Source organism: Pseudohongiella sp. O18, from assembly GCF_021729085.1.
Taxonomy (GTDB): Bacteria; Pseudomonadota; Gammaproteobacteria; order Pseudomonadales; family Pseudohongiellaceae; genus Pseudohongiella.
In genome coordinates, this window is record NZ_JAJSAR010000002.1 from 1,152,212 (window position 1) to 1,175,072 (window position 22,861).

Annotated in this window: 21 protein-coding genes; 6 read left to right on the top strand and 15 right to left on the bottom strand. The window is 57.5% G+C overall.

Going from position 1 to position 22,861, the window contains the following annotated elements; genetic code table 11:
- Nucleotides 1-18: 18 nt before the first annotated feature.
- Genes LVD14_RS12500 through yciH form a run of 6 tightly spaced genes read left to right on the top strand, consistent with a single transcriptional unit; the run spans nucleotide 19 to nucleotide 6,679 of the window.
- Entirely contained in the window at nucleotides 19-993 is a 975-nt protein-coding gene (locus LVD14_RS12500; protein WP_237134397.1) for a DUF58 domain-containing protein, read from the top strand.
- Nucleotides 972-1,517, top strand: a complete 546-nt coding sequence (locus LVD14_RS12505) for a DUF4381 domain-containing protein (protein WP_237134398.1) — start codon at nucleotides 972-974, stop codon at nucleotides 1,515-1,517. The genes LVD14_RS12500 and LVD14_RS12505 overlap by 22 nt, the downstream gene beginning before the upstream one ends.
- Nucleotides 1,510-2,547 (top strand): vWA domain-containing protein, encoded by a 1,038-nt coding sequence (locus LVD14_RS12510; RefSeq protein ID WP_237134399.1) that lies wholly within the window; start codon nucleotides 1,510-1,512, stop codon nucleotides 2,545-2,547. Before LVD14_RS12505 ends, LVD14_RS12510 begins: the two co-directional genes overlap by 8 nt.
- On the top strand, nucleotides 2,544-4,475 hold the full coding sequence (locus tag LVD14_RS12515) for a VWA domain-containing protein (RefSeq protein WP_237134400.1): 1,932 nt from the start codon (nucleotides 2,544-2,546) through the stop codon (nucleotides 4,473-4,475). Before LVD14_RS12510 ends, LVD14_RS12515 begins: the two co-directional genes overlap by 4 nt.
- 39 nt (nucleotides 4,476-4,514) lie before the next feature.
- Entirely contained in the window at nucleotides 4,515-6,287 is a 1,773-nt protein-coding gene (locus LVD14_RS12520) for a BatD family protein (protein WP_237134401.1), read from the top strand.
- An 8-nt stretch (nucleotides 6,288-6,295) separates the two neighbouring features.
- Nucleotides 6,296-6,679: a stress response translation initiation inhibitor YciH gene (yciH, locus tag LVD14_RS12525; RefSeq protein ID WP_237134402.1), complete on the top strand. Its 384-nt coding sequence runs from the start codon at nucleotides 6,296-6,298 to the stop codon at nucleotides 6,677-6,679.
- 636 nt (nucleotides 6,680-7,315) lie between these two features.
- On the opposite strand, the gene LVD14_RS12530 is transcribed toward yciH, so the two are convergent.
- The 15 genes from LVD14_RS12530 to leuD form a co-directional block, all read right to left on the bottom strand.
- Nucleotides 7,316-8,521, bottom strand: a complete 1,206-nt coding sequence (locus LVD14_RS12530) for a DUF418 domain-containing protein (RefSeq protein WP_237134403.1) — start codon at nucleotides 8,519-8,521, stop codon at nucleotides 7,316-7,318.
- Between the two features lie 53 nt (nucleotides 8,522-8,574).
- Nucleotides 8,575-8,769: a hypothetical protein gene (locus LVD14_RS12535; protein WP_237134404.1), complete on the bottom strand. Its 195-nt coding sequence runs from the start codon at nucleotides 8,767-8,769 to the stop codon at nucleotides 8,575-8,577.
- A gap of 50 nt (nucleotides 8,770-8,819) precedes the next feature.
- Nucleotides 8,820-9,281, bottom strand: a complete 462-nt coding sequence (locus LVD14_RS12540) for a hypothetical protein (protein ID WP_237134405.1) — start codon at nucleotides 9,279-9,281, stop codon at nucleotides 8,820-8,822.
- A gap of 271 nt (nucleotides 9,282-9,552) precedes the next feature.
- Nucleotides 9,553-11,061 (bottom strand): amidophosphoribosyltransferase, encoded by a 1,509-nt coding sequence (gene purF, locus LVD14_RS12545; RefSeq protein ID WP_237134406.1) that lies wholly within the window; start codon nucleotides 11,059-11,061, stop codon nucleotides 9,553-9,555.
- A 30-nt stretch (nucleotides 11,062-11,091) separates the two neighbouring features.
- On the bottom strand, nucleotides 11,092-11,568 hold the full coding sequence (locus LVD14_RS12550) for a CvpA family protein (RefSeq protein WP_237134407.1): 477 nt from the start codon (nucleotides 11,566-11,568) through the stop codon (nucleotides 11,092-11,094).
- Nucleotides 11,569-11,571: 3 nt separating this feature from the next.
- Nucleotides 11,572-12,285 carry an SPOR domain-containing protein gene (locus tag LVD14_RS12555; RefSeq protein WP_237134408.1) on the bottom strand — a complete coding sequence of 238 codons (714 nt, stop codon included), beginning with the start codon at nucleotides 12,283-12,285 and terminating at the stop codon, nucleotides 11,572-11,574.
- Nucleotides 12,286-12,350: 65 nt separating this feature from the next.
- Nucleotides 12,351-13,802, bottom strand: a complete 1,452-nt coding sequence (gene folC, locus LVD14_RS12560) for a bifunctional tetrahydrofolate synthase/dihydrofolate synthase (RefSeq protein ID WP_237134409.1) — start codon at nucleotides 13,800-13,802, stop codon at nucleotides 12,351-12,353.
- 3 nt (nucleotides 13,803-13,805) lie between these two features.
- Nucleotides 13,806-14,684: an acetyl-CoA carboxylase, carboxyltransferase subunit beta gene (accD, locus tag LVD14_RS12565; protein WP_237134410.1), complete on the bottom strand. Its 879-nt coding sequence runs from the start codon at nucleotides 14,682-14,684 to the stop codon at nucleotides 13,806-13,808.
- Nucleotides 14,685-14,766: 82 nt separating this feature from the next.
- Nucleotides 14,767-15,579, bottom strand: coding sequence for a tryptophan synthase subunit alpha (gene trpA, locus LVD14_RS12570; protein ID WP_237134411.1), 813 nt, complete (start codon nucleotides 15,577-15,579; stop codon nucleotides 14,767-14,769).
- A gap of 26 nt (nucleotides 15,580-15,605) precedes the next feature.
- Nucleotides 15,606-16,781 (bottom strand): tryptophan synthase subunit beta, encoded by a 1,176-nt coding sequence (gene trpB, locus LVD14_RS12575; protein WP_272907336.1) that lies wholly within the window; start codon nucleotides 16,779-16,781, stop codon nucleotides 15,606-15,608.
- A 55-nt stretch (nucleotides 16,782-16,836) separates the two neighbouring features.
- On the bottom strand, nucleotides 16,837-17,505 hold the full coding sequence (locus tag LVD14_RS12580) for a phosphoribosylanthranilate isomerase (RefSeq protein ID WP_411268282.1): 669 nt from the start codon (nucleotides 17,503-17,505) through the stop codon (nucleotides 16,837-16,839).
- A gap of 241 nt (nucleotides 17,506-17,746) precedes the next feature.
- Nucleotides 17,747-18,538, bottom strand: coding sequence for a tRNA pseudouridine(38-40) synthase TruA (gene truA / locus LVD14_RS12585; protein WP_237134413.1), 792 nt, complete (start codon nucleotides 18,536-18,538; stop codon nucleotides 17,747-17,749).
- Nucleotides 18,539-18,553: 15 nt separating this feature from the next.
- Nucleotides 18,554-21,046, bottom strand: coding sequence for a FimV/HubP family polar landmark protein (locus tag LVD14_RS12590; RefSeq protein ID WP_237134414.1), 2,493 nt, complete (start codon nucleotides 21,044-21,046; stop codon nucleotides 18,554-18,556).
- A 42-nt stretch (nucleotides 21,047-21,088) separates the two neighbouring features.
- Nucleotides 21,089-22,108, bottom strand: a complete 1,020-nt coding sequence (locus LVD14_RS12595; RefSeq protein ID WP_237134415.1) for an aspartate-semialdehyde dehydrogenase — start codon at nucleotides 22,106-22,108, stop codon at nucleotides 21,089-21,091.
- A gap of 97 nt (nucleotides 22,109-22,205) precedes the next feature.
- Nucleotides 22,206-22,859: a 3-isopropylmalate dehydratase small subunit gene (gene leuD / locus LVD14_RS12600; RefSeq protein ID WP_237134416.1), complete on the bottom strand. Its 654-nt coding sequence runs from the start codon at nucleotides 22,857-22,859 to the stop codon at nucleotides 22,206-22,208.
- Nucleotides 22,860-22,861: the final 2 nt, after the last annotated feature.

A 22,861-nucleotide genomic window follows, 5' to 3' on the forward strand; every position in this document is an offset into this window, starting at 1 on the left:
CCTGTCTCTGGAGACCTTATGAGTCCAACAGCCAGCACTCTGCCGCACCAGGAGCTGTATCAGGCTCACGGCGCCGTGATCACGCTGCAGGATCTGCTGCTGCAGCGCTACGCGGCGCGTACCATCGAATATGCCTCGCACAAACGCTCAGTGGCGGGCATCTCGGGCCTGCATATGTCCAAGATGCGCGGCCGCGGCATCGACTTCGAAGAATTTCGCCCCTATCAGCCTGGTGACGACATCCGTACCATCGACTGGCGCGTCACCGCCCGCATCGGCAAGCCTTTTACCAAGGTCTACCGAGAAGAGCGCGAACGCCCGGTGCTGGTTGCGATCGACCAGTCCAGCACCATGTTTTTTGGCAGCAAGACCGCCTTTAAATCAGTTGTTGCTGCCCAGGCGGCAGCCATTTTCTGCTGGATGGCCATCGACAACGGCGACCGTGTCGGCGGCCTGGTATACGGAGACGATGATTTCAGTCTGGTGCGCCCCAAGCGCAGCCGGCGTTCTGCCCTGCACCTGCTCAACCAGGTGCATCTGTTTAATATGGAACTGGCAGCCTCGGCGACACGCCGCGCCGCCAATACTGACCCTGAGGCAGGCAGTCTGGCGACCACGCTGGGCCGAATCCGCCGGATCACGAAACCGGGCAGCACGCTTTACATCATCAGTGATTTCACCAGCATCGATGATGCAGGTTTTCAGTATCTGTCGCAGATTTCCCGCCATAACAATGTTGTCTGCTGCTTTGTCTACGATCCACTGGAAGAGAACCTGCCCGTGCCCGGTTACTACAGTATTACCGATGGCCAGGACAAAGGTACACTCAACACATTCAATAAAAAGGCACGGGAAAGCTATCGCAGCGTGTTTCAGCAGCGGCTGGACTTTCTGCAGGGCGAAATGAACAAACTGCAGATACCACTGCTGACATTCAGAACTGACGAGCCAGTCGTCGAACGGATACATCAATGGACATCGCAGAAGCTTTAAGCCAGCTGGCAGACATACACAACCCGCAACCGGTTGGCTGGTGGCCGCTGGCTCCGGGCTGGTGGGTGCTGATTGTGCTGCTGGCGGCACTGGCACTGTATGGACTGTGGCGCCTGATGCTGAGAATGCAGCGCGCTCGCCGCCTGAAACAGGCCGAGCAGGCACTGAACGAGTATCACCAGCAACTGCAGAGCGCTGGTAGTGATGACATGCAGCAACGGCTGCTTTACGTAAACAACGTCAACAGCGTACTGCGCCGTGTGGCACTGGCGCACTTCCCGCATGACCAGGTAGCTGGTCTGAGCGGCGATGCCTGGGTCGACTTCCTGCGCCGACATGACTCACGCGGACTGCTGACACCACAACTGGCCACGGCACTGGCGCAGGGGCGTTTTGCACCGCGCTGTGACGTGGATATCGACGCGCTGCACGAGATGGCCGCCCATTGGATAAAGGGCATGTATATGGCTAGAATCGAAAGCAGCAAGCAACCAACAAGCACGGCGAGCGCACATCATGCTTGAATTTTCCTGGCCCTGGGTTTTTCTGGCCCTGCCACTGCCACTGCTGATCTACTGGTTCATGCCTCGGGCACCACGCCAGGACGCAGCGCTGCGCGTGCCCTTCTATCGCCAGCTGGTCCAACTGCACACTGACACAACGCATGACTACACCCGCAATCTGCTGACGCTGATTTTCTGCGGTCTGATCTGGACGCTGGTTGTGATTGCCGCCAGCCGCCCACAATGGGTCGGCGAACCGATCGAGATTCCCACCACCGGGCGTGACATGATGCTGACCCTGGACATGTCGGGCAGTATGGAAGCGCGGGACATGTTCCTGAACAACACCCAGCTGTCGCGATTCCAGGTCATGAAAGCCGTTATTGGCGACTTTGTGGAAAAGCGCACCGGTGACCGGCTCGGCCTGACCCTGTTTGCTGCACACGCCTACATGCTGACACCGATGACCTATGATCTGGCAACCGTTCAGCAGATGGTCGAGGAGCTGGAGATCGGCATGATCGACGAATCAGCCACGGCCATTGGCGATGCCATCGGTCTCAGCGTTAAACAGCTGCGCCAACAGCCAGAGAACAACCGCGTTCTGATCCTGCTGACTGACGGCATCAACAATGCCGGTGAACTGGCTCCACTGCAGGCCGCACAACTGGCGCGCACCGAAGGCATCAAGATGCACATTGTGGGTGTCGCCTCAGATCAGTTTGCGCAGCGCTCCATGTTTGGCGGCAGCCGGCCCGGCGCCCTGGTCTCCGAGATCGACGATGAAGCCATGGCCGAGGCAGCTGAGCTGACCGGAGGGTTGTATTTCCGTGCCCGCACGCTGGAAGACATGGTAGAGATCTACGACGAACTCGATGCCATGGAACCGATCGAGCAGGACGAGCAGACTTACCGACCGGAAACGCAGCTTTTCCACTGGCCGCTGGGTGCGGCACTGCTGCTCAGCTTCCTGCTGGCGCTGCGTGCCATGCCGCCAGCAATGAACGCGGGACAGAGCCGTGACTCAGTCCCCGGTGGAGAGTCTGCATGAACGAATCTGTGACACTCGCACAGGCGATCGCCGATTTCCATTTCCTGCGCCCCTTGTGGCTGCTGGCCCTGATTCCGGCCCTGTTTTTTTTCCGTCGCCTGTGGAAACTGGACGCGCAGGGTTCAGCCTGGCACAAGGTCATTGATCAGAGCCTGCTGCCCTACCTGCTCAATGCCAGCAAAAACACCTCGCAGCGACTGCCACTGTACCTGCTGCTGGCAGTATGGGTACTGGGCATTGTTGCCCTGTCTGGCCCTACCTGGTCGAAACAGACCCAGCCAGTACAGCAGCGCCAGGACGCACTGGTAATTGTGCTGGATCTGAGCCTGGGCATGTTCGCCAATGATTTCGAACCCAACCGAATCACCGTGGCGCGCCGCAAGATCATGGATATCCTAGATATCCGCCGTGAAGGTCAGACGGCATTGCTGGTCTACGCCGGCGAAGCTCACCTGGTGACACCGCTGACGGACGACAGTGTCAGTATCCGCGCCATGGTACCCGCCCTTAACCCCAATATCATGCCCGTGATTGGCAACAATCCGGCGATGGCTGTCTCAATGGCCAACGACCTGATGCGCGAAGCCGGCACCACCAATGGCCGAATCCTGCTGATAACCTCGGGTGTTCCGGCTGACGAAGTCGGCGCGCTGCGTGACGCCGGTACCGGTGGCTACCCCGTTCATATCATCGGCGTAGGCACCCGTCAGGGCGCACCAATTCCAGCCGCTGGCGGTGAATTCCTGCGTGACAGCAATGGTCAGGTAGTGATCAGCGCCATGGATCGCGGTGCTTTGCAGGATGTCGCCGCGACACTGGGTGGCCGTTATCATGACATCACCGTTGACGGTAACGATCTGGAAACCGTGCTGGCAGAGAGCCTGCGTCGTGGCGAAAACGATACTTTCCTGGAAACTGAAGAAGAAGTTGAGCTGTGGCGCGATGCCGGGCCCTGGCTGCTGCTGTTGATGCTGCCACTTTGCGCGCTGTGCTTCCGTCGCGGCTGGGTGTTGCAAGTGGCGCTTACTGCCGGCCTGCTGGCCACCCTGGCGCAGCCGACACCTGTGATGGCACAGCAGGATGAGCAGGAGCCCGACTCAACTGATCCGCTGACCCAGGTGCAGACTCAAACGCAAAGCCAGACACAACTGCCCACGCCAGACGAGGTTCAGGGTCTGACCCAGGAAATGGGTATTGGCGGTGCTCCACAGGACATGCAGATGCCGGTTGGCCCGCCCGAGTTTGACTGGCGTGCCATCTATCTGAACAGCGATCAGCGCGCCGCCCGCGCGCTGGAAGAAGACAACCCGGCCGCGGCAGCCATGCTGTTCGAGAATGAGGCCTGGCGTGCAGCGGCTAACTATAAAGCCGGTAACTACCAGGCCGCCATTGAAGGCTTCAGCCAGTCAGACGACGTACGCTCTCTTTACAACCTCGGCAATGCCCTGGCTCACGCGGAGCGCTTTGAAGAATCCATCGCCGCCTATGATCGCGTCCTGGCCCAGGAACCTGATCACGCCGATGCGCTGCACAACAAAGAAATTGTAGAACAACTGTTGCAACAACAGCAGGAGCAACAGGAGCAGGAACAGCAGGAACAGGAACAGCAGGAGCAGTCCGAGGCTGAGGCTGAGAGCGAAGAGAACGAGGAAGAAGCCGAGCCTGCGCTGGAGGATGAACAGGAGCCTCAGGAGCAGGAGCCTCAGGAACCCCAGGAGCAGGAAACACCGCCTCAAGAAACTGAAGACGCCCAGACTGACGATTCGCAGAAGAATCAGCGCAGCGAGAACACCGAGTTTGAGGAAGACCAGGAGTCTCTTGAACAGTTCCTGCGGCGCATTGAAGACAATCCTGGTGAACTGCTGCAGCGCAAGTTCCAGTTCGAGTCGCGACGTCGCATGCTGGAACGTCGCCAGGCAAGCCAGTGAGATGCCTGCAACAATACGATACACATGACACGGTGAACTATGAAACGTCTGCTTAGCCTGACAAGCCTACTGACCGTCCTGATGACGGTTCTGCTGTTCAGTGCCACTGCACTGGGGCAACAGGCGCGGGTAGAAACCCAGCTTGACCGCACCGAGCTCGTGCGCGGCGAAACCGTCACCTTGACCGTTCGCGTGCATGGCCAGCAAGGCGGCGTGCAGATTGACCTGGAGCCACTGCGCGATTCCTTTGAAGTCGTATCCACGCGCTCTGCCAGCCATCTGCGCTCGGTCAATAACCGCATCGAATCCTGGACTGACTACCGACTGGTACTGTTTCCCCGCAACCTGGGTGAGCAGGAAATACCCCCTATCGCTGTCGCGGGCGAACAGACCCCTTCCTACACAATCACTGTAACCGAGCCAACCGGCACCGGCCCTGGCAACGGCCAGGATGTGTTTATGGAGACAGTGCTAAGTAAAGACTCCATTTATGTTCAGGAGCAGTTGCTCTACACAATCCGCCTGTATTACACGATTGCCGGCATCCGCAATCCCAACTTTACGGAAGTCGCTCCGGAGGGTGCTGTGGTCCAGACGCTGGGTCCACCCCATCAATATGAGCGGCTGATCGATGGCACGCGTTACGGCGTTTACGAAATCAACTATGTGATCTTCCCACAGCGCAGTGGCGAACTGGAAATCCCCGATATTGTCTTCCGCGGCGAGCTGACCGACGGCTCCAGTAACTTTGTGTTCCGCAACCCCAATATGCGCCCGATCACCGCCTTCGCCGATGGCTACACGGTGGAAGTGAAAGAAAGGCCTGCCGGCTTCCCGGAGAACACCTGGCTGCCCGCCCAGAACATACAGATTACCGAAAACTGGAGTCGCGACATCACCACCATGCAGCCCGGTGATTCAGTTCGGCGTACCATCACCGTGGTCGCCAGTGGCCTCGATGGTGCCGCCCTGCCGCCACTGTCGCAAAACGAAATCGAAGGCATGAATGTCTACCCGGAACCGGCTGACATCGAGCGCACGGTTATCGACGGCAATGTTGTTGGTACTCGGGTAGAGAGCTACGAGCTGGTAGCAACCGAGGCCGGTTCAGTGGTCATTCCGGAAATCAATCTGCCCTGGTGGGATACAGACGAAGATGAACAGCGCGAGGCCGTCATACCGTCGTCGTTTATCCGCATCGCGCCTGTGGGCGGTGTTGCAGAAGAGGCCGTTGAAGCCGGCCAGGAAGGCAGCGATCTGACCCTGGCCTCTCTCGACTCGCTGCAGGATGAACTGATCAGCGAAGTTCAGACGCCGGCCTGGATACTGAATCTGATGGCTCTGGTGATTGTTGTGGTACTGGGCATGATGTGGTGGCTGTGGCGACGTCAGCAGCAGCGCAATGAGCAGACAGAAGTACCTGTCATTCACAAGACTGAAGCCTACGCCAGCGACATCGAAGACGGCCAGGAGAAACAGGCATTTACTGAACTGGGCAACCGCCTGAAAAATGCCGACGCTCAGCAGATCCGCCTGCAACTGATTGCCTGGGGACGTCAGTACTTCATGGACGCCGGTCTCTACAACCTGGACGACCTGGCGGCACGACTGGACAGTGTAGACATACGTGATGCCTTTACGCAGCTGCAGGCATCCCTGTACAGCGGCAACAGTGGCAAAGACGCGTATACCAGTGAGCAACGCCAGCGCCTGCTTGATCTGCTGACACGTTACCGCGACCAGAACGCGCAGCAACGCCGCGCGGAGCGCCAGGCCGCACCCTACGCTTTGCCCCCGCTCTACCGCAACTGACACCAGTTATGAAGAAGACGCTGCAGGAACAACTTGCCGGCCTCTCCACGCGCTCGGTCTACAGCACCGACAAGGGACGCCTCTGCCCTGAGTGCCAGATGCCACTCGACGACTGCCGCTGTGCCGAAACCGCCTCCCAACAGATACTGGGCGACGGCAGGGTCAGAATCCGCCGCGAAACCAAAGGCCGTAAGGGCAAGGGTGTCTCCATTGTCGAGGGACTGGCGATGAATGCATCAGATCTGGAGAAGCTGGCTAAAGATTTAAAGACGCGCTGCGGCTGCGGCGGCGCAGTCAAGGGCGGCACAATCGAAATCCAGGGCGACCAGCGCACACTGATCCAGCAACTCCTGGCCGAACGCGGCATCGCTGCCAAAATTGCCGGCGGCTGAGCATCGGCGCTTTCAGCTACGGTCCGGAAGGCGGGTATTGATCATCGCCCGGATCGCATCCTTTCGCCTGTCACCCGGCGGGGCGGAACTCGACCTCGCGCGCTTCGCGGGCTCGGGACTCAGACAGTCCTCCCGCTGATCGGGTGACAGGCAAAAGGATAAGCGCGCCCTGATTGGTCGTAATCTGCTACCCGCCACCCTGCCCTTGTGCTAGCGTCGGCCACACTATAGATCGGTAAAAGCACTATGCGCTTACGGTCGATGCAACGCGAGCGAGAAAAACCTGGCGAGGAGCATCGCCTTTTCGAAAGCGACCCCCGAGGCATTGAAGCCGGTGCAGCGGCGTCAGTGCGATTTTTGTTCTGAGCTAAAAATGCGGCACGAGGGCCGGGAGGTGGGTGTCAGCATCTCCATCAGACAGGTTTTTGCTCCTGCAAAACCTGCATTCCCGCCATCCATGGCGGTTGGCGCGCTTTATCCTTTTGCATGGCGCCCGATAAGCGGGTAGGACTGTTCGAGTCCCGAGCCCGCGTAGCGAGCGAGGTCGAGTTCCGCACCGCCGGGCGCCAGGTGAAAGGATGCGATCCGGGCGCGATCTGACACCCACCTCTCGGCCCGCTCCAGAATCAAGAGTACTTAAGAGCGCCGGAACGGTTGCAGCTGGCCGTAGGTGAGTGATCTCCAGAGCCATTCCAGCGGACCGAACCGGAAGTGCCGCAACCAGACAGGCGATAGCCACAGCTGCAGCACCCACACCCCAAACACAATCAGGATCTGCCCCCAGCGCTCCACCTGACCGATCAGTCCCAGCCCGTGGCCGTAGAAAATGAAACCACAGATCAGCGTCTGCATGATGTAGTTGCTGAACGCCATGCGACCGGTAGCCGCCAGCCTGTCAGTCAGGGCAGTCAGTCGCTTGCCCTTGAGCGTCAGCACGATCAGCGCCATCCAGCCCAGGCTGACCAGCACACTGCCCCAGTAGTTGAATTGGGAGCCGGTGAACATCGAGGAAACCTGCCAGTCATTGCTGAAGTTCCAGAATATGCCGAAGGCAACCAGTGGCAAGCCTGCCGCGAGACCCAGCCACAGCAGTCGCAAATAAACGACACGCTCTGCCCTGCCCGTTATGATGCCGGTTTTGTACAGTGCCATGCCCAGCAGCATCATGCCGCTTGCGCGCCAGAATCCCCACATCATCAGCACCAGCCCCTGCATCTCCTGAGTTGCCGGGACTCTGGCCTGCATCTGAGTGACCCAGTTACCCTGAAATGCAGCAATTTCTTCGCTCATCTGCTGTGGGGCGGGTTGCCACCCAGGCAGGATCGTGGTCGTCACTTCTTCGGGAGGCATCGCGTTCAGAGCGACTCCCGTCAACAGATACAGCGCCGATGAGATTGAAAGCGCAAGCACTCCCAGAATTATCAGGGTCCGCACCGATTTGCGGCGCAGCGGATACAGCAGACAGGCGCAGATTCCGTAAAGGAACAGAATATCGCCAGACCACAGCAGGTAACCGTGCAATAAACCGAAGACCACCAGCCATAGATTTCGACGGTAATAGTATTTGGCAACAGATCGCCCGGAGGCCTCAGCGCGTTCGCAGAACAGCAGAATGCCGGCGCCAAACAGCATGGAGAACAGCGCCATCATCTTCTGATCGGTCAGCAGGTGGCCGATCGACCAGACGAGTCCGTTGATCCCCTCCAGGGAGCCAAAAGCCGCAGGATTAAGATAGGCTGCCATGGGCATGGCGAAGGACTGGATATTCATGACCAGAATACCCAGAACCGCCAGGCCACGGAGGACGTCCAGTGTTTCGATGCGTTGCGTCGTTGGTTGCATGATCGAGAGCTCCTGTCAGCAGAAACTCTCTTATATCACAAACAGCGTGACCGTCATGCTTCTTCGTTAGCCGGCTCCGCCTTGGTATTGGCACGTGCCTGTTTGGCAGCGTCGTTGCGGGCGGCTCCAAGGGCCTTGAGGTATTGCTCGTCGACATCACCGCTGATGTATTCGCCGTTAAAGACCGCGCATTCAAACTGCTTGATCTTGGGGTTACCTTCGTGGGCGGCGGCGTTCAGATCGGGCACGACCTGAGCACTACTTTACGCAGTTAAAATATTTTTCTTCGTCTACTCCTTTATGAAACAGTAGTAACCCCATGATCGCTCCGTGATTTAGTTATCGTTATGTATATAAAGACGGCAATCAGAAATAGTAGTAATGCCGATATTGCACCCAAGCGGCCAAGTACGGTCCGTGTTACAAATCTTCCTTCAAAATCCCAGTAATCATATAAGTCGGTTCCTTTGATCTGCAGTCGTCTCAACAGGACTTCCTGCTCAAAAAAAGTACCAAATCTAACCTCATACAGTACGTCGACCTCCACACCTAGCATCCCTTGGAGCGTCTCAATACTGGGCGTACCATCGGTTGAACGGATTGGTAAAAAAGCTTCAAAATACTTGAAGCCTTCATCGCCATCAATAACAACAAACCGACCATACCGTGACGCGCCTGCATCATAGAGAACACCGCTATAGCTAGCTACTTCATCCGGTGTAGGGTTCCCATTTATCAAGTTGAGGAAGTTTTGCCACACGATGATGAAACAGAGAAACCCAACTAAGCGAGCTACCCCAACAAACAAAACTCTGTTAGGCCGATCCCGACTGGGAAGGTCTAGAATCAGTATACGGAGAATAGATCCAATTTTTCTAATCACTGCCAAACCACAGTAGGACTTTATAGGCTATAGTTGTCAATTCGCTGAATCTTAGCCCGAAACTAACTACCTCCCTATTAGCCAATTGGGTAAAGGGAGGTGATTTTCGAGCAAGAAAGATGGTTTATCAGTTGGTCGCTGATCGGCGTCACGCCTCATCGTTAGCCGGCTCGGCCTTGGTGTTGGCGCGGGCTTTTTTAGCAGCGTCGTTGCGGGCGGCTTCCAGGGCCTTGAGGTACTGCTGATCGACATCGCCGGTGATGTATTCACCGTTGAAGACCGCACATTCAAACTGCTTGATCTTTGGGTTGCCTTCGTGGGCAGCCGCGATCAGGTCGGGCAGGTCCTGGAAAACCAGCCAGTCGGCGCCGATCAGTTCCTGTACCTGCAGTTCGGTACGATCATGAGCGATCAGCTCGGAGGCTGCCGGCATGTCGATTCCGTAGACGTTGGGGTAACGCACGGGTGGTGCTGCAGAAGCGAAGTACACTTTGCGGGCACCGGCTTCGCGGGCCATCTGGATGATCTGGCGACAGGTGGTGCCACGCACGATGGAGTCATCGACCAGCAATACGTTCTTGCCGCGGAATTCGAGTTCGATGGCATTGAGTTTCTGGCGCACGGATTTACGACGCTCACTCTGACCCGGCATAATGAAGGTACGGCCGATGTAGCGGTTCTTGACGAAACCTTCGCGGTATTTGACGCCCAGATGGTTGGCCAGTTCCAGCGCGGAGGTGCGGCTGGTGTCGGGAATCGGAATGACCACGTCGATGTCGTGGTCCGGACGCAGGCGTTTGACCTTGTCGGCGAGGCGCTCACCCATTCTCAGACGTGCCTTGTAAACCGAGATTCCGTCCATCAGGGAGTCAGGTCGCGCAAAATAGACATGTTCGAAGATACACGGGGCATAGGGCGCGGGCTCGGAGCAGATACGGGTGTGCAGATTGCCCTTGGAGTCGATGTACACGGCCTCACCAGGTGCCACGTCTCTCACCAGGTCAAAACCCTGCGAGTCCAGCGCGACGCTCTCTGACGCCAGCATGTATTCGGTCTGGCCGCCTGCCACTTCTTTCTTGCCAAACACCAGTGGACGAATGCCGTTTTTGTCGCGGAAACCAACAATGCCGTAACCGGTGATCATGACCAGTGCGACATAACCACCCCGACAGCGACGATGAACACCCTCCACTGCCTGGAAAACATCTTCAGCAGTCGGCGCAACGCGGCCAACCTGCTGCAGTTCGTGGGCAAAAATGTTGAGCAGGACTTCGGAGTCGGAATCGGTGTTGATGTGACGAAGGTCTTCGGAATACAGTTCTTCGGAGAGTTTGGCGGAGTTGGTCAGGTTGCCGTTATGGGCCAGGCAGAGGCCGTAGGGAGAGTTTACATAAAACGGTTGCGCCAGCGCCGGACTGGAGCTGCCGGCGGTGGGATAGCGGACATGGCCAATACCCATCTTGCCGGTCAGGCGCCGCATATGTCGGGTTCGAAAGACATCTTTAACCAGGCCGTTGTCTTTGCGCAAATTCAGCTTGCCGTTATCGCAGGTTGCAATACCTGCCGCATCCTGACCGCGATGCTGCAACACCGTCAGTGTATCGTAGAGTGAAACGGCCACATCTGAGTTGCCAACGATGCCAACTAAACCACACATGCAAAATACTCCATAAACCAGCGTAAAAAATCAGACTGCGGCAGGATCGCTGCCGAGCATGGATTGTCCCCATTCGATAACACGTTCAATGTAAGGAATGGCAACAGACTCCTGCCACCAGAGCTCCAGGCTGTAGGAGCTGGCAGCAAAATAGACAACAATGGCAACAATGATCACACCGCGCGCCACCCCAAACAGAGTGCCCAGCAACCGGTCGGTCATCTGCAGACCCACCATGCTGACCAGTCGCGCCATGAAATGATTGATGATGCCGCCGACGATCAGAGTAAGCAGACACAGCACGGCAAAGGCCAGCGCGTAACGGGCGGTTTCATTGTCAGTAACTGTAAAAAACGGTGCCAGATGCGGGCTGTAAAGCCGCGCCACGACGATGGCGGCGATCCATGCCAGCACGGACAGTACTTCGCGCACAAATCCGCGCGAGATACCAAAGACTGCGGAGATGCTCACCACGATCAGGATTGCTACATCGACCCAGTTCAGCATCTGTTACTCCTCAATCTGGTAGCGCACCACCAGCCCATTGAGCTCGTAATCGGAGCGCAGCATTTCCAGCAGACTCTGGGCTGCGGCACGGTCTACCAGTGGCCCAACAAACACAGCTGTCAACGGCCCCTGACTTGAATCGATCTGCCGTGTGTAGGCACGATGCCCATCTCCCACCAGGCGGTTCAACAGATTGCTGGCATTAGCCTGGCTGGAAAACGATGCCAGTCGCACACTCCACGCTTCGGGCAGTCCTCGATAATCAAGCGCCGACGTCACTTCTGCCTGCTGATCGGCCGGTGTCGCTTGTGTAGTTTCAGCAGCGGCCTGTGCAGTTTCTGGAGCGGCTTCAGCAGTCTGCGGCTCGGCTTCGGCGGTGTCGCTCGTTGTTGAGCCGGAGTCAGCCTGCGCGAGGCCTGCGTTGTCAGTGCCCGCTTCAGTCTGTTCGCTGGCTGAAGCTGGCTCGTCCGTTGCTTGGGCGGGTTCTTGTTCAGGCTCGGTCTGTGGCCTTATGCGGATGGCATCCGTATCGGCCGTAATCACCGGTCGAGTCGGCATCTCCCGGGTAACATCGGGACGAGCTGGCTCTGCAGGAATATTGGTTTGCAGTGGTGGTTGGTAACTGCCTTCGCCGTCGAAAATCATCGGCAGTAATATCAGGGCGAGCAGGCCCAGTACCAGCGTGCCAATCAGTCGTTGACGGGTGTTCTGATTCAAAGCGGCAGGGCCTCTTTTTTAACAGTTGCTGTCACTGTCTGTCTCTGTGTTCCGGGCGACGCTGATCAGGTCTTCGGCGATAACCAGTGCAGCGCATCGGATACGGTGAAAAAAGAACCACATACAACAAGCAGATCATGCGGCGACGCTTCACGACAGGCTGAGTCGAGTGCACTGCCGACATCCGTAAAGGCACGAATGCTGGCGGTATCAGCGGTCTCACCAATACCCGCTTCGCGCAGCCGCCCGGCGAGTTGTTCGGCACCGATGCAGCGCGGCATATCGACGTGCGCAATATACCAGAAATCGACATGCTTTTCTAAAGGCGAAACGTATCCAATATGATCTTTGTCCTGCATCATCGCCAAAATCACCCGGATGCTGGGGCTGTGCCCGACCGCTGGTGTCTCGCTACCCTGCCCCGCCTGTCCATCCCGTTTGCGCCAGCTCGCCAGCTCTGCTGCCAGCGACAGTGCCGCCTGGGGGTTGTGGGACACATCCAGCAGTACTGTTCTGCTTTTGTTTTGTGCCGGATCTGTGGTCTGATCAAAGGCAATTGTCAGGTACTGCAGTCGTCCGGCCAGTTGCAGCGTCGGCAACATGGACAGCAGGACTGAGTTCAGCTGTTCCTGGTCAGTAATCAAGCCGCTCAGCACCGCGGCCTGCAAAGCACCAGCAACATTGCGCGTCTGCAGGCGTGGCATGGGCAGATTGTTCAGTTGCCACCGGGGCCCGCTCACGCGGCTTTCACCCCCTGCACTCGTCAGGGAGTCTGCCGCCGTGCCGGCGACGCCAGAGTGCGTGCTGGCAACCGTCAATTCACAGCGCCACACGGGACCGTCGTCGATCGCATTAAATTCCCGACCAATCAAATAAAGCGGGCTAGCCAGCGATTCGGCTATCTCCAGCAGATTGGCTGGCGGATTGGCATCAACACAAACAACCGGTTTGCCGGCTCTCATGATGCCTGCTTTTTCGCGCGCCACTGATTCGCGGCTGTTACCCAGGTATTCCTGGTGATCCAGGCCGATGCTGCTGATGATGGCGACGTCGGCATCGATGATGTTCACAGCATCGAGTCGACCACCCAGACCGACCTCCAATACCACGACATCCAGCGGCGACTGCTGAAAAATCATCAGTGCTGCCAGCGTACCAAACTCAAAATAGCTGAGAGAGATATCACCGCGCATCTGCTCGATGCGCTCGAAAGCATCGATCAATGGCTGGTCAGTGATGTCCTGACCGTTGAGTCGCACACGTTCGTTGTAGTTCAGGATGTGCGGGGAGGTATAAGTACCGACACGGAGCTTCAGGGCCAGCGATAGCGCCTCCAGCGCCGCCACGTGGCTGCCCTTGCCGTTGGTGCCGGTAACCGTGATTACGGTAGGCGCCGGTCGGGTGACGCCAAGTCGCTGCGCGACCTCACGCACCCGGTCCAGGCCCATGTCGATTTCAGAAGGGTGTAAACGCTGGATATAGTCCAGCCATTGCGCCAGGGTGGCGGCCTGCGTCATTTATCAGGCAGCCGGCGGCAGTTGCATCAGCTTGGAAACCAGACCAGCGACGGTGCGGCGCATATCCTTGCGATGCACGATCATATCGATAGCGCCATGCTCCAGCAGGAACTCGCTGCGCTGGAAACCTTCCGGCAGTTTGACGCGAACCGTCTGACGAATCACGTCGGGACCTGTGAAACCTACCAGAGCGCGAGGTTCGGCGACGTTAATGTCACCCAGCATCGCGAGACTGGCCGAGACACCGCCGTAAACTGGATCGACCAGCACGGAGATGAACGGCAGACCTTCGCCACGCAGACGCTCCAGCGCAGCAGAAGTTTTTGCCATCTGCATCAGGGATACCAGTGCTTCCTGCATACGGGCGCCACCACTGGTGGAGAAACAGATCAGCGGCAGGCGCTGCTGGATGCAGGTGTTGATCGCCTGCACAAATTTCTCACCCACCACGGCACCCATGGAACCACCAATAAAGCCGAATTCGAAGGCTGCAACAACTGCCTCGACATCGCATACCTTGCCCTGCACAACCACCAGGGCATCCTTCTCACCGGTGCTTTTCTGCGCGGCGGACAGACGATCTTTGTACTTTTTGAGATCCTTGAACTTCAGGATATCTACGGGCTCGATATCCTCGAACAGCTCCTGTGCGCTGTCATCGTCCAGAAACAGGTCCAGACGACGCCGTGCGGTAATACGCATGTGATGGTCGCACTTGGGGCAGACATCGTGATTACGCTCGAGGTCGGGACGATACAGGACTGCCTCACAGCGTGGGCATTTCTTCCAGAGCCCTTCGGGCACACTGGATTTCTGTTTGGCACCATCGGGCGCCGCACTGCTGTTGCGAATGGAGGGAAGGATTTTGTTAATCCAGCTCATACCTGATTCCTGTCAATCGATTCCTGATGTTTAAAGCCCAAGTTATGGCCTCGGGTCGGGTACTATAACATTTTCCGCCAATCTATGCGTCAAGCGCCTTGCGCAGACGCCCGATCAGCTCGCAGGCCTGCGCTACAGCGGCCTCATCACGGGCGCCAGAGTCAGTCAGCTCGCCGATTTTCTGGACCAGTGCACTACCCACGATAACCCCGTCACTGATAGCTGCCATTGATGTTGCGCTGGCCTCATCCTTGATGCCAAAGCCCACCACGACAGGCAGCTCAGTGCGCTCGCGAAGCGCTTTAACACGCTCGGCAATTGAGTCTGCGTCAGTGATGGCAGCCCCGGTGACGCCCTTCAGCGACACATAGTACAGGTAACCTGAACTGTGCTCACAGATACCCTGGAGGCGCTTTTCGGTTGTCGTGGGAGCCACAAGGAAAATGATATCCATCTCGGCCGGTTGCGTCAGTGCCAGCAGTTCTTTCGCCTCACTGACCGGCAGATCCACCACCAGCACGCCGTCAACGCCTGCCGAGCTGGCCTGGCTGACGAAGTTCTCATAACCCATGACTTCCAGTGGGTTCAGATAACCCATCAGCACAATTGGCGTTTTGTCATCTTTCTGACGAAACTCGCTGACGATGGACAGCACGGTCTTCATGCCCACGCCCTGGCGCAGCGCGCGCTCGGCGCCCAGCTGAATCACCGGACCGTCAGAGGATGGGTCGCTGAATGGCACACCCAGCTCGATGATGTCAGCGCCGTTGCTGACCAGCTGGTGCATCAGGGTCACCGTGGTGTCCCGGTCGGGGTCACCAGCCACCAGATAAGGTACCAGAACCTTGCGGCCCGCCTGTTTGGCGGCCGCAATCGTTTTGCTGATTCTACTCATGTTCGCTTGCCTCTCCCTGTGCTCTGCTAGACGGTAATGCCATCAATGCCGGCAACCGTATGGATATCCTTGTCGCCTCGACCGGACAGATTGACCAGAACCGTCTGATCAGGCGACATGGTCGCTGCCAGCTTAATAGCATAGGCTATCGCATGCGCCGACTCGAGGGCCGGGATGATGCCTTCCTTGCGTGTCAGCAAGCGGAATGCATCCAGTGCTTCGGTATCTGTGACCGACACATAGTTGGCGCGACCGGCATCTTTCAGCCAGGCGTGTTCAGGGCCCACACCCGGGTAGTCCAGACCGGCTGAAACCGAATGCGTCTCCAGAATCTGACCGTTGTCATCGCTCATGATGTAGGTACGGTTGCCGTGCAATACGCCGGGCTTGCCCGCCGACAGCGGCGCCGCATGACGGCCGGTCTCGACGCCGTCACCACCAGCTTCGACACCATAAATCGCCACATCTTTGTCGCGCAGGAAGGGATGGAACAGACCAATGGCATTGGATCCACCACCCACACAGGCAACCAGCGCGTCCGGCAATTTACCGTACTCGGCCAGCGACTGCTCACGGGCTTCGCGACCGATGATGGCCTGAAAATCTCGGACCAGCATGGGATAAGGGTGTGGGCCGGCCACGGTACCAATAATGTAGTAGGTGTTATCTACGTTGGTTGCCCAGTCGCGCAGTGCCTCATTCATGGCGTCCTTCAAAGTGCGGGACCCGGAAGTCACAGACACAACATTGGCTCCCAGCAGTTTCATGCGGTAGACGTTTGCTGCCTGACGTTTGACGTCCTCGGCTCCCATGTAGACATGACACTCCAACCCCAGCCGGGCCGCTACCGTGGCGCTGGCCACTCCGTGCTGACCGGCACCGGTTTCGGCGATGATGCGCGGCTTGCCCATGTATTTGGCCAGCAGTGCCTGCCCGATGGTGTTGTTGATCTTGTGCGCACCGGTGTGATTGAGATCTTCCCGCTTGAGAATGATCTTTGCGCCGCCGGCATGTTCGCTCAGTCTTTCAGCGTGATACAGCGGCGATGGCCGGCCAACGTAATGCGCCATGTCGTAGTCGAAGTCACGCCAGAACTGCGGATCGCCAGACAGTTGACGATAGACGCGATCGAGCTCTTCTACAGCTGCCATCAGCGTTTCGCCAACAAAGATCCCGCCAAATCGACCAAAATGGCCGGTCAGGTCGGGACCACTGAACGGATCCTGCGCGGTTGCCGTAGTGGCAACATGTTCTGACTCAGATACGGACACGGTTAACCTCTTCAAAAAATGCCTGCAGTTTATCCGGGTCTTTGATACCCGGCTCGCTTTCCACCCCGGAGCTGAGATCCAGCGCCCAGGGTCGAACCTCGTTGATGGCACGGGCGGCATTGTCAGCGCTCAGCCCCCCGGCCAGGACAACCGGTGCGGCAATCTGCTCTACACAGCGCCGCGCCAGCATCCAGTCAAATTGTTTACCTGTCCCGCCGCGCTGCTGCGGGTCGTAGGTGTCCAGCAATATGGCACTGGCCCCGGAAAATTGCTCAGCCTGCTTTTCGACCTGCTGCAGAAGCTTCCCGTGGCCGCTCTCGTCAGCTTCTGCCGGCACGCGCACAACCTTGATGTAGGGTATGGCAAATGACTCACAGAACGCGGGGTCCTCATCGCCATGAAATTGCAGACAGTCCAGATGAACCGCCTGCAGGGTGGACTCCACATCAATACGCTGCGGGTTAACAAACAGACCCACAACACTGACAAATGCTGGCACTGCGGCGCGAATTTCGGCAGCCTGCCTCAGTGTGATGGCGCGTTTACTGCCGGCATAGAACATCAGACCCAGTGCATCCGCACCCAGTCTGGCGGCCAGCACGGCATCCTGAGGACGGGTTATGCCGCAGATTTTTACGCGTGTTCGCAATGTCATGCTCATCCTGAGGGTCGTTCAGTTGTTTTTCCGGGAGCAAATCGACGCTGCCATGCGCCGTCATTCAGGTCCTGCCTGATTGCATCAAGCTCTGTTTCGACACAAGGCAGGGGCCCGGATTTTACCAGAGAACACGCGTTCATGTGTGAGTATAACCGGGACTGAGGGGAAAAATGCTCAAGGGATGTTGCTGTGTACACTTTGCGTCAGCGCAATTGCAGCCAGCGCCACAGGCGAGAATCTACAGAAAGCATGGCCCCAGCGGCAACTGCGGCAGATCCGGATAATCGGGATAGCCAACATGAACCAGGAACAGGCCATCGGGACGTGCCGTATCGCCACCCTTCTTGCGGTCCCGGCTCATCAGCACGTCGCGCACCCAGTCTGTGGGCTGTCTGGCGAAGCCCACCTGCAACAATGTACCCGTGATGTTGCGAACCATATGCAGCAGAAAGGCGTTTGCCTCGACTTCAACAATGATAAAACGGTTGTGCCGGTAAACCGCGATTGAGCGAATCTCCCGGAACGGTGAATTGGCCTGACAACCAGAGCCCCGAAACGAACTGAAATCATGTTCGCCCAGCAGATGCTGGGCCGCCTCATGCATCATCGCAACATTCAGAGGCTGACGCACGTGTGTCAGCTGACCCACAAGCACAGTTGGTTTGACTGGCTGATCATAGATGACATAACGATAGCGGCGGCTGCGGGCCGAATGACGGGCATGGAAATTATCATCAACCGGCGTGGCCCACTGCACACGAATCTCAGGCGGCAGATGGGTATTGGTGCCCATTACCCAGGCCTTGGCGCCCCGGTCTATGGCTGTGTCGAAATGGATAACCTGGCCCGTGGCATGGACACCGGCGTCAGTGCGGCCCGCGCAGCTGATCGCCACTTGCTGGTTTGCGATACGCGAGAGCGCCGTTTCCAGTTGGCCCTGGACTGTCGGCAGTGGTGGCGAGGCCTGGCGCTGCCAGCCGGAAAAGCGGGCGCCATTATATTCAACGCCCAGAGCAATACGGGTAGTCAATTCGATTCCTGCAGATTATTCCAGACGGTCAAGCAATGACTGGGCTTCCTGGCGCTGGGTCTCAGTTCCCTCTTCCAGCACTTCACCCAGAATTTCTCTGGCACCCGCTTCATCGCCCATGTCGATATAGGCACGCGCCAGATCAAGCTTGGTTGCAGCTTCATCGCTGTCCGACAGCAGCGGGAAGTCGTCTTCGTCTTCCGCCGCATCGTCTTCGGTCATTTCTTCACTGGGTATGAAGGCCAGATCATCAAACTCATCGGTACTGGTGGAGCTGGCATCAGCTTTGACGTCCGGCTCACTGAGGTCGTAGTCATCTGCAATGGCAGTTGTTTCTGGCTCTGGCTCTGGCTCAGGCTCTGGTTCGGGCTCTGGCTCTGGCTCTGGCTCCATGACAGTTTCGGGTTCCGGTTCTGGCTCAGCGAAAGGCTCCGGCTCGGACTCAAACGACTGCTCCTGCTCCCGCTCCTGCCCCGGCCACTCCAGCTCGGCATCAAGTTCTGACTCGAAGTCGGACTCCGACGGCGACGCCGGCTCGGCCTCAACTGTCGACTCATCAGGCTGGTTGAGGTCGAATTCATCATCGAGGTCATAGGCAGACGCATCAGTATCATCCCAGGCGCTGTCCGCATCACTCAGGTCGTCGCCACTGAAAACCTGGGTTTCTGAACTCTGTGACTGGGCGATGGCGTCTTCTGGTGCCGATTCGTCATCGAAGACCATAGCCTCGTCGGTGTCTTCTTCTGGGGTCTGCCACGGGTCGCTGTCAGCCTGGTCAGTTTCCTGCTGTTCCGACTCGACCTCTTCATAGGCCTGCGCCATGGTTGCCGCGGCGGTACTGGGCGTGTAGACAACACCATCGTCATCATCATCGCTGTCTTCCTGTTCGGCTGCCGCTTCGCCATCAGCGTCAACAACTGAGTCGGCCTGCCGGCTGGCATCCGCCTCGGCTGCCGCGGCGGCGACACCGGCAAACAGCATTTCATCGGAATCCTCATCGCCCAGCTTCATCTCGTCATTGCTGCGCTGTGATTCCTGCTCAGCTGCCCTTGCGGCCCGGTTGCGCCATACCAGGAAGGCCACAATCGACAGCACCAGTGCCGCCAGCAGGCTCAACAGCAACCAGGTGTTGCTGATCATCATATTAAGGAACTGCTGAACCGGTCCGCCCTCTGGCGCCATGGTGACAACCGTATCCGGCTGATCCGCCTCATCGGCTCGTGCAGAGTCCTGGTCGGCCAGTGACTCCTGTAATTGCGCCAGTTCCAGGTCGCGCAGGCGAATGATTTCCTGGGCGGAGGCAATCTGTTGCTGCAGCATGTCCAGGCGCGCGTTCAGCTCGCGATTCTCTGAGTCCAGTTCGTCAAGCTCTTCCTGACGAACGGCGAGTCGATCTTCCAGCTCATTCAGACGACGTTCCCGCTCAGCATCCTGGTTTCCGGCGGCACTGGTGTCAGGTTGATCATCGGATTCTTCATCTTCATCGACGGCGACCACGCGCAGTTCACCCTGATTGGTGCTGCCGCTGGCCGTTGACGTAGCCGGCTGCGTCGGCTGAGGCGCGGTTCCCCGATTGGCAAACGCCTGATTCTGGCGCTGAACTTCCTGCACCGCCTCGGCATTGGCAAGACGACGTATCTCGTCCAGTTCGGGCACGCGCAACACGGCGCCACGTTGCACCTGATTGATATTGCCGCCTATGAAGGCTTCAGGATTCAGTCGCTGCAGTGCCAGCATGGTCTGCTGCACGCTGACCGAACTGTCGGGACGCGCTCGCAGTGCAAGCTCCCATAAGGTATCGCCCGCATTGACTGTCAGGGTGCTGGCGTTGGCCAGAAGTTCCGGATCGGGTGTGCTGGCCGCATTTGATGTTGGTGTCGCTGGCTCTGAGCTTACGTTATTGGCAGAAGTCTGTTCGTCTGGCTGTGCGACAGCATCAGTGGGAGCAGCCGTCTCGACGGTGCCGGATGTCTCAGCAAGGGTTTGAGCCGGAGCGGTTTCGGCCTGCTCCGCGGAGTCTTCGACGGGAGCTTGTGATTCCTCTTCCGGCACATCCAGCACCACGGAACGGACTGGCGAAAACTCGGATATATTGCCGGTCTGGGCGGTGAACGCCGGGGCTTCCAGTCGCAGGGTATATTCGGTCAGCACACGGCCGCTGGGCCAGCGGGTGTCCAACAGGAGGCTGATGAAGGGTTCATCAATCGTAACGGGAGCGCTCAGCGTGACGATTGGTCCGCCAGCAGCGTTAAGATTGACGTCAAACTGCAGATTGTCCAGGACCGGGTCGCGCTCCAGGGACAGACGTTCGAAATCCTCGGATTCCGCCACCATAACCCGGATGGCCTCTGCATCCAGACCTTCGATATCCAGCAGACTGATGGTGGCGACCAGCGGTTCGTCACTGTTACTGGTCAGTGTCAGATCACCCAGCTCAACGGCTGCCGCCCGCCCGCCTGCCAGCAGTGCCAGCGCGGTAATTAGTGGGAGCAGCCGTTTTACCATCATTGCATCCTTTTCGACAGCGTGCTGAGAAACAGGCTCAAGTATTTATGATAAATAGTCTTTTATCAACACTTCAGCAATCTGGATGGAGTTCAATGCCGCGCCTTTGCGGACATTGTCACCCACCACCCACAGATCGATACCGTTAGGATGTGAGATATCTTTGCGGATACGACCGACCAGAACTTCGTCCTTGCCAGCGGAGTCGCCTACCGCTGTCGGGTAGCCACCGTCTTTGCGCTCATCCATCAGTTTGGCGCCAGGTGCCTTGCTGATCAGTTCACGCACTTCCTCGACAGTGATGGGCTCGCGAGTCTCCAGATGCACCGCTTCGGAATGGCTGAAGAACACTGGAACGCGGACGCAGGTTGCGTTCACTTCAACGCTTTTGTCGAGGATCTTTTTGGTTTCCCACGACATCTTCATTTCTTCTTTGGTGTAACCGTTTTCCAGGAACACATCAATGTGCGGCAGCGCATTAAAGGCGATCTGCTTTGGATACACATTGCATTCTGCTTCTTTGCCATTCAGCAGTGCAGCTGTCTGGGCCGCCAGCTCTTCGATGGCCTCTTTGCCAGTGCCGGAAACTGCCTGATAGGTCGACACGTTGATACGGGTAATGCCCACTTTATCGTGAATCGGCTTTAATGCCACCAGCATCTGAATGGTGGAGCAGTTCGGATTGGCAATGATATTGCGGTTGGTGTAGTTCGCGATCGCCTCCGGATTGACTTCCGGGACCACCAAAGGAATGTCGTCGTCGTAGCGGAACTGCGAGGTATTGTCGATCACGATACAGCCTGCTGCGCCCGCCTTGGGGGCGTAGACTTCGGAGATGCTGCCGCCAGCTGAGAACAGGCCAATATCCGCCTTGCTGAAATCAAACTCGGCCAGATTCTGAACTGTCACAGGCTTGCCATGGAACATGACCGTGCTGCCCGCAGAGCGCTCGCTGGCCAATGGGAACAGTTCGTTTACCGGAAAATTACGCTCTTCCAGAATGCTGATCAGAGTTTCGCCGACGGCGCCGGTGGCTCCGACCACGGCCACATTGAACTTTTTCATATCATCTCCCTTCAGTGGTGAGGATCATTGCTGTCAGGTCTGCGTTTGCCTGAGTGCCAGCTGTCAGCGGCTGGCACTTCGGCTATCACTTGTACGCTCAGGACTTCGCTGGTGTACCAAAGTACCAGGGCGATTTCTCACGCCACTGGGATTCAAACGCGCTGATGGCGTCGGCATCTTCCAGCGTCAGCCCGATATCGTCCAGACCGTTCAGCAGGCAGTGCTTGCGAAACGCATCAACGTCAAAACTGATGGTGCTGCCATCGGGCTTGGTAATGGTTTGCGCAGGCAGATCAACCGTCAGTTGATAGCCCTCATTGGCCTCAACCTCCTTGAACAGCTGATCGACAGTTTGTTTATCTAAAACAATGGGTAATATGCCATTCTTAAAGCAATTATTAAAAAATATGTCCGCGAAGCTAGGTGCGATGAGTACGCGAAATCCATAATCATCCAGCGCCCAGGGGGCGTGCTCGCGGCTTGATCCGCAGCCAAAATTGTCGCGTGCCAGCAGCACACTGGCATCTTTATAACGAGGCTGGTTCAGCACGAAGTCGTGGTTGATTGGACGCTTGCTGTTGTCCGCATCAGGCTCGCCTTTGTCCAGGTAGCGATGTTCATCAAACAGGTTGATACCAAAACCGCTGCGCTTGATGGACTTCAGAAACTGCTTCGGGATGATGAAGTCAGTATCTACGTTGGCCCGATCCAGTGGCATGGCCAATCCAGTGTGTACAGTAAATGCTCTCATGA

Excerpts from the sequence above, each read along its gene's own strand:
- LVD14_RS12500 (WP_237134397.1), top strand. The coding sequence starts at position 19 with ATGAGTCCAACAGCCAGCACTCTGCCGCACCAGGAGCTGTATCAGGCT.
- LVD14_RS12505 (WP_237134398.1), top strand. The coding sequence starts at position 972 with ATGGACATCGCAGAAGCTTTAAGCCAGCTGGCAGACATACACAACCCG.
- LVD14_RS12510 (WP_237134399.1), top strand. The coding sequence starts at position 1,510 with ATGCTTGAATTTTCCTGGCCCTGGGTTTTTCTGGCCCTGCCACTGCCA.
- LVD14_RS12515 (WP_237134400.1), top strand. The coding sequence starts at position 2,544 with ATGAACGAATCTGTGACACTCGCACAGGCGATCGCCGATTTCCATTTC.
- LVD14_RS12520 (WP_237134401.1), top strand. The coding sequence starts at position 4,515 with ATGAAACGTCTGCTTAGCCTGACAAGCCTACTGACCGTCCTGATGACG.
- yciH (WP_237134402.1), top strand. The coding sequence starts at position 6,296 with ATGAAGAAGACGCTGCAGGAACAACTTGCCGGCCTCTCCACGCGCTCG.
- LVD14_RS12530 (WP_237134403.1), bottom strand. The coding sequence starts at position 8,521 with ATGCAACCAACGACGCAACGCATCGAAACACTGGACGTCCTCCGTGGC.
- purF (WP_237134406.1), bottom strand. The coding sequence starts at position 11,061 with ATGTGTGGTTTAGTTGGCATCGTTGGCAACTCAGATGTGGCCGTTTCA.
- LVD14_RS12550 (WP_237134407.1), bottom strand. The coding sequence starts at position 11,568 with ATGCTGAACTGGGTCGATGTAGCAATCCTGATCGTGGTGAGCATCTCC.
- folC (WP_237134409.1), bottom strand. The coding sequence starts at position 13,802 with ATGACGCAGGCCGCCACCCTGGCGCAATGGCTGGACTATATCCAGCGT.
- accD (WP_237134410.1), bottom strand. The coding sequence starts at position 14,684 with ATGAGCTGGATTAACAAAATCCTTCCCTCCATTCGCAACAGCAGTGCG.
- trpA (WP_237134411.1), bottom strand. The coding sequence starts at position 15,579 with ATGAGTAGAATCAGCAAAACGATTGCGGCCGCCAAACAGGCGGGCCGC.
- LVD14_RS12580 (WP_411268282.1), bottom strand. The coding sequence starts at position 17,505 with ATGACATTGCGAACACGCGTAAAAATCTGCGGCATAACCCGTCCTCAG.
- LVD14_RS12590 (WP_237134414.1), bottom strand. The coding sequence starts at position 21,046 with ATGATGGTAAAACGGCTGCTCCCACTAATTACCGCGCTGGCACTGCTG.
- LVD14_RS12595 (WP_237134415.1), bottom strand. The coding sequence starts at position 22,108 with ATGAAAAAGTTCAATGTGGCCGTGGTCGGAGCCACCGGCGCCGTCGGC.
- leuD (WP_237134416.1), bottom strand. The coding sequence starts at position 22,859 with ATGAGAGCATTTACTGTACACACTGGATTGGCCATGCCACTGGATCGG.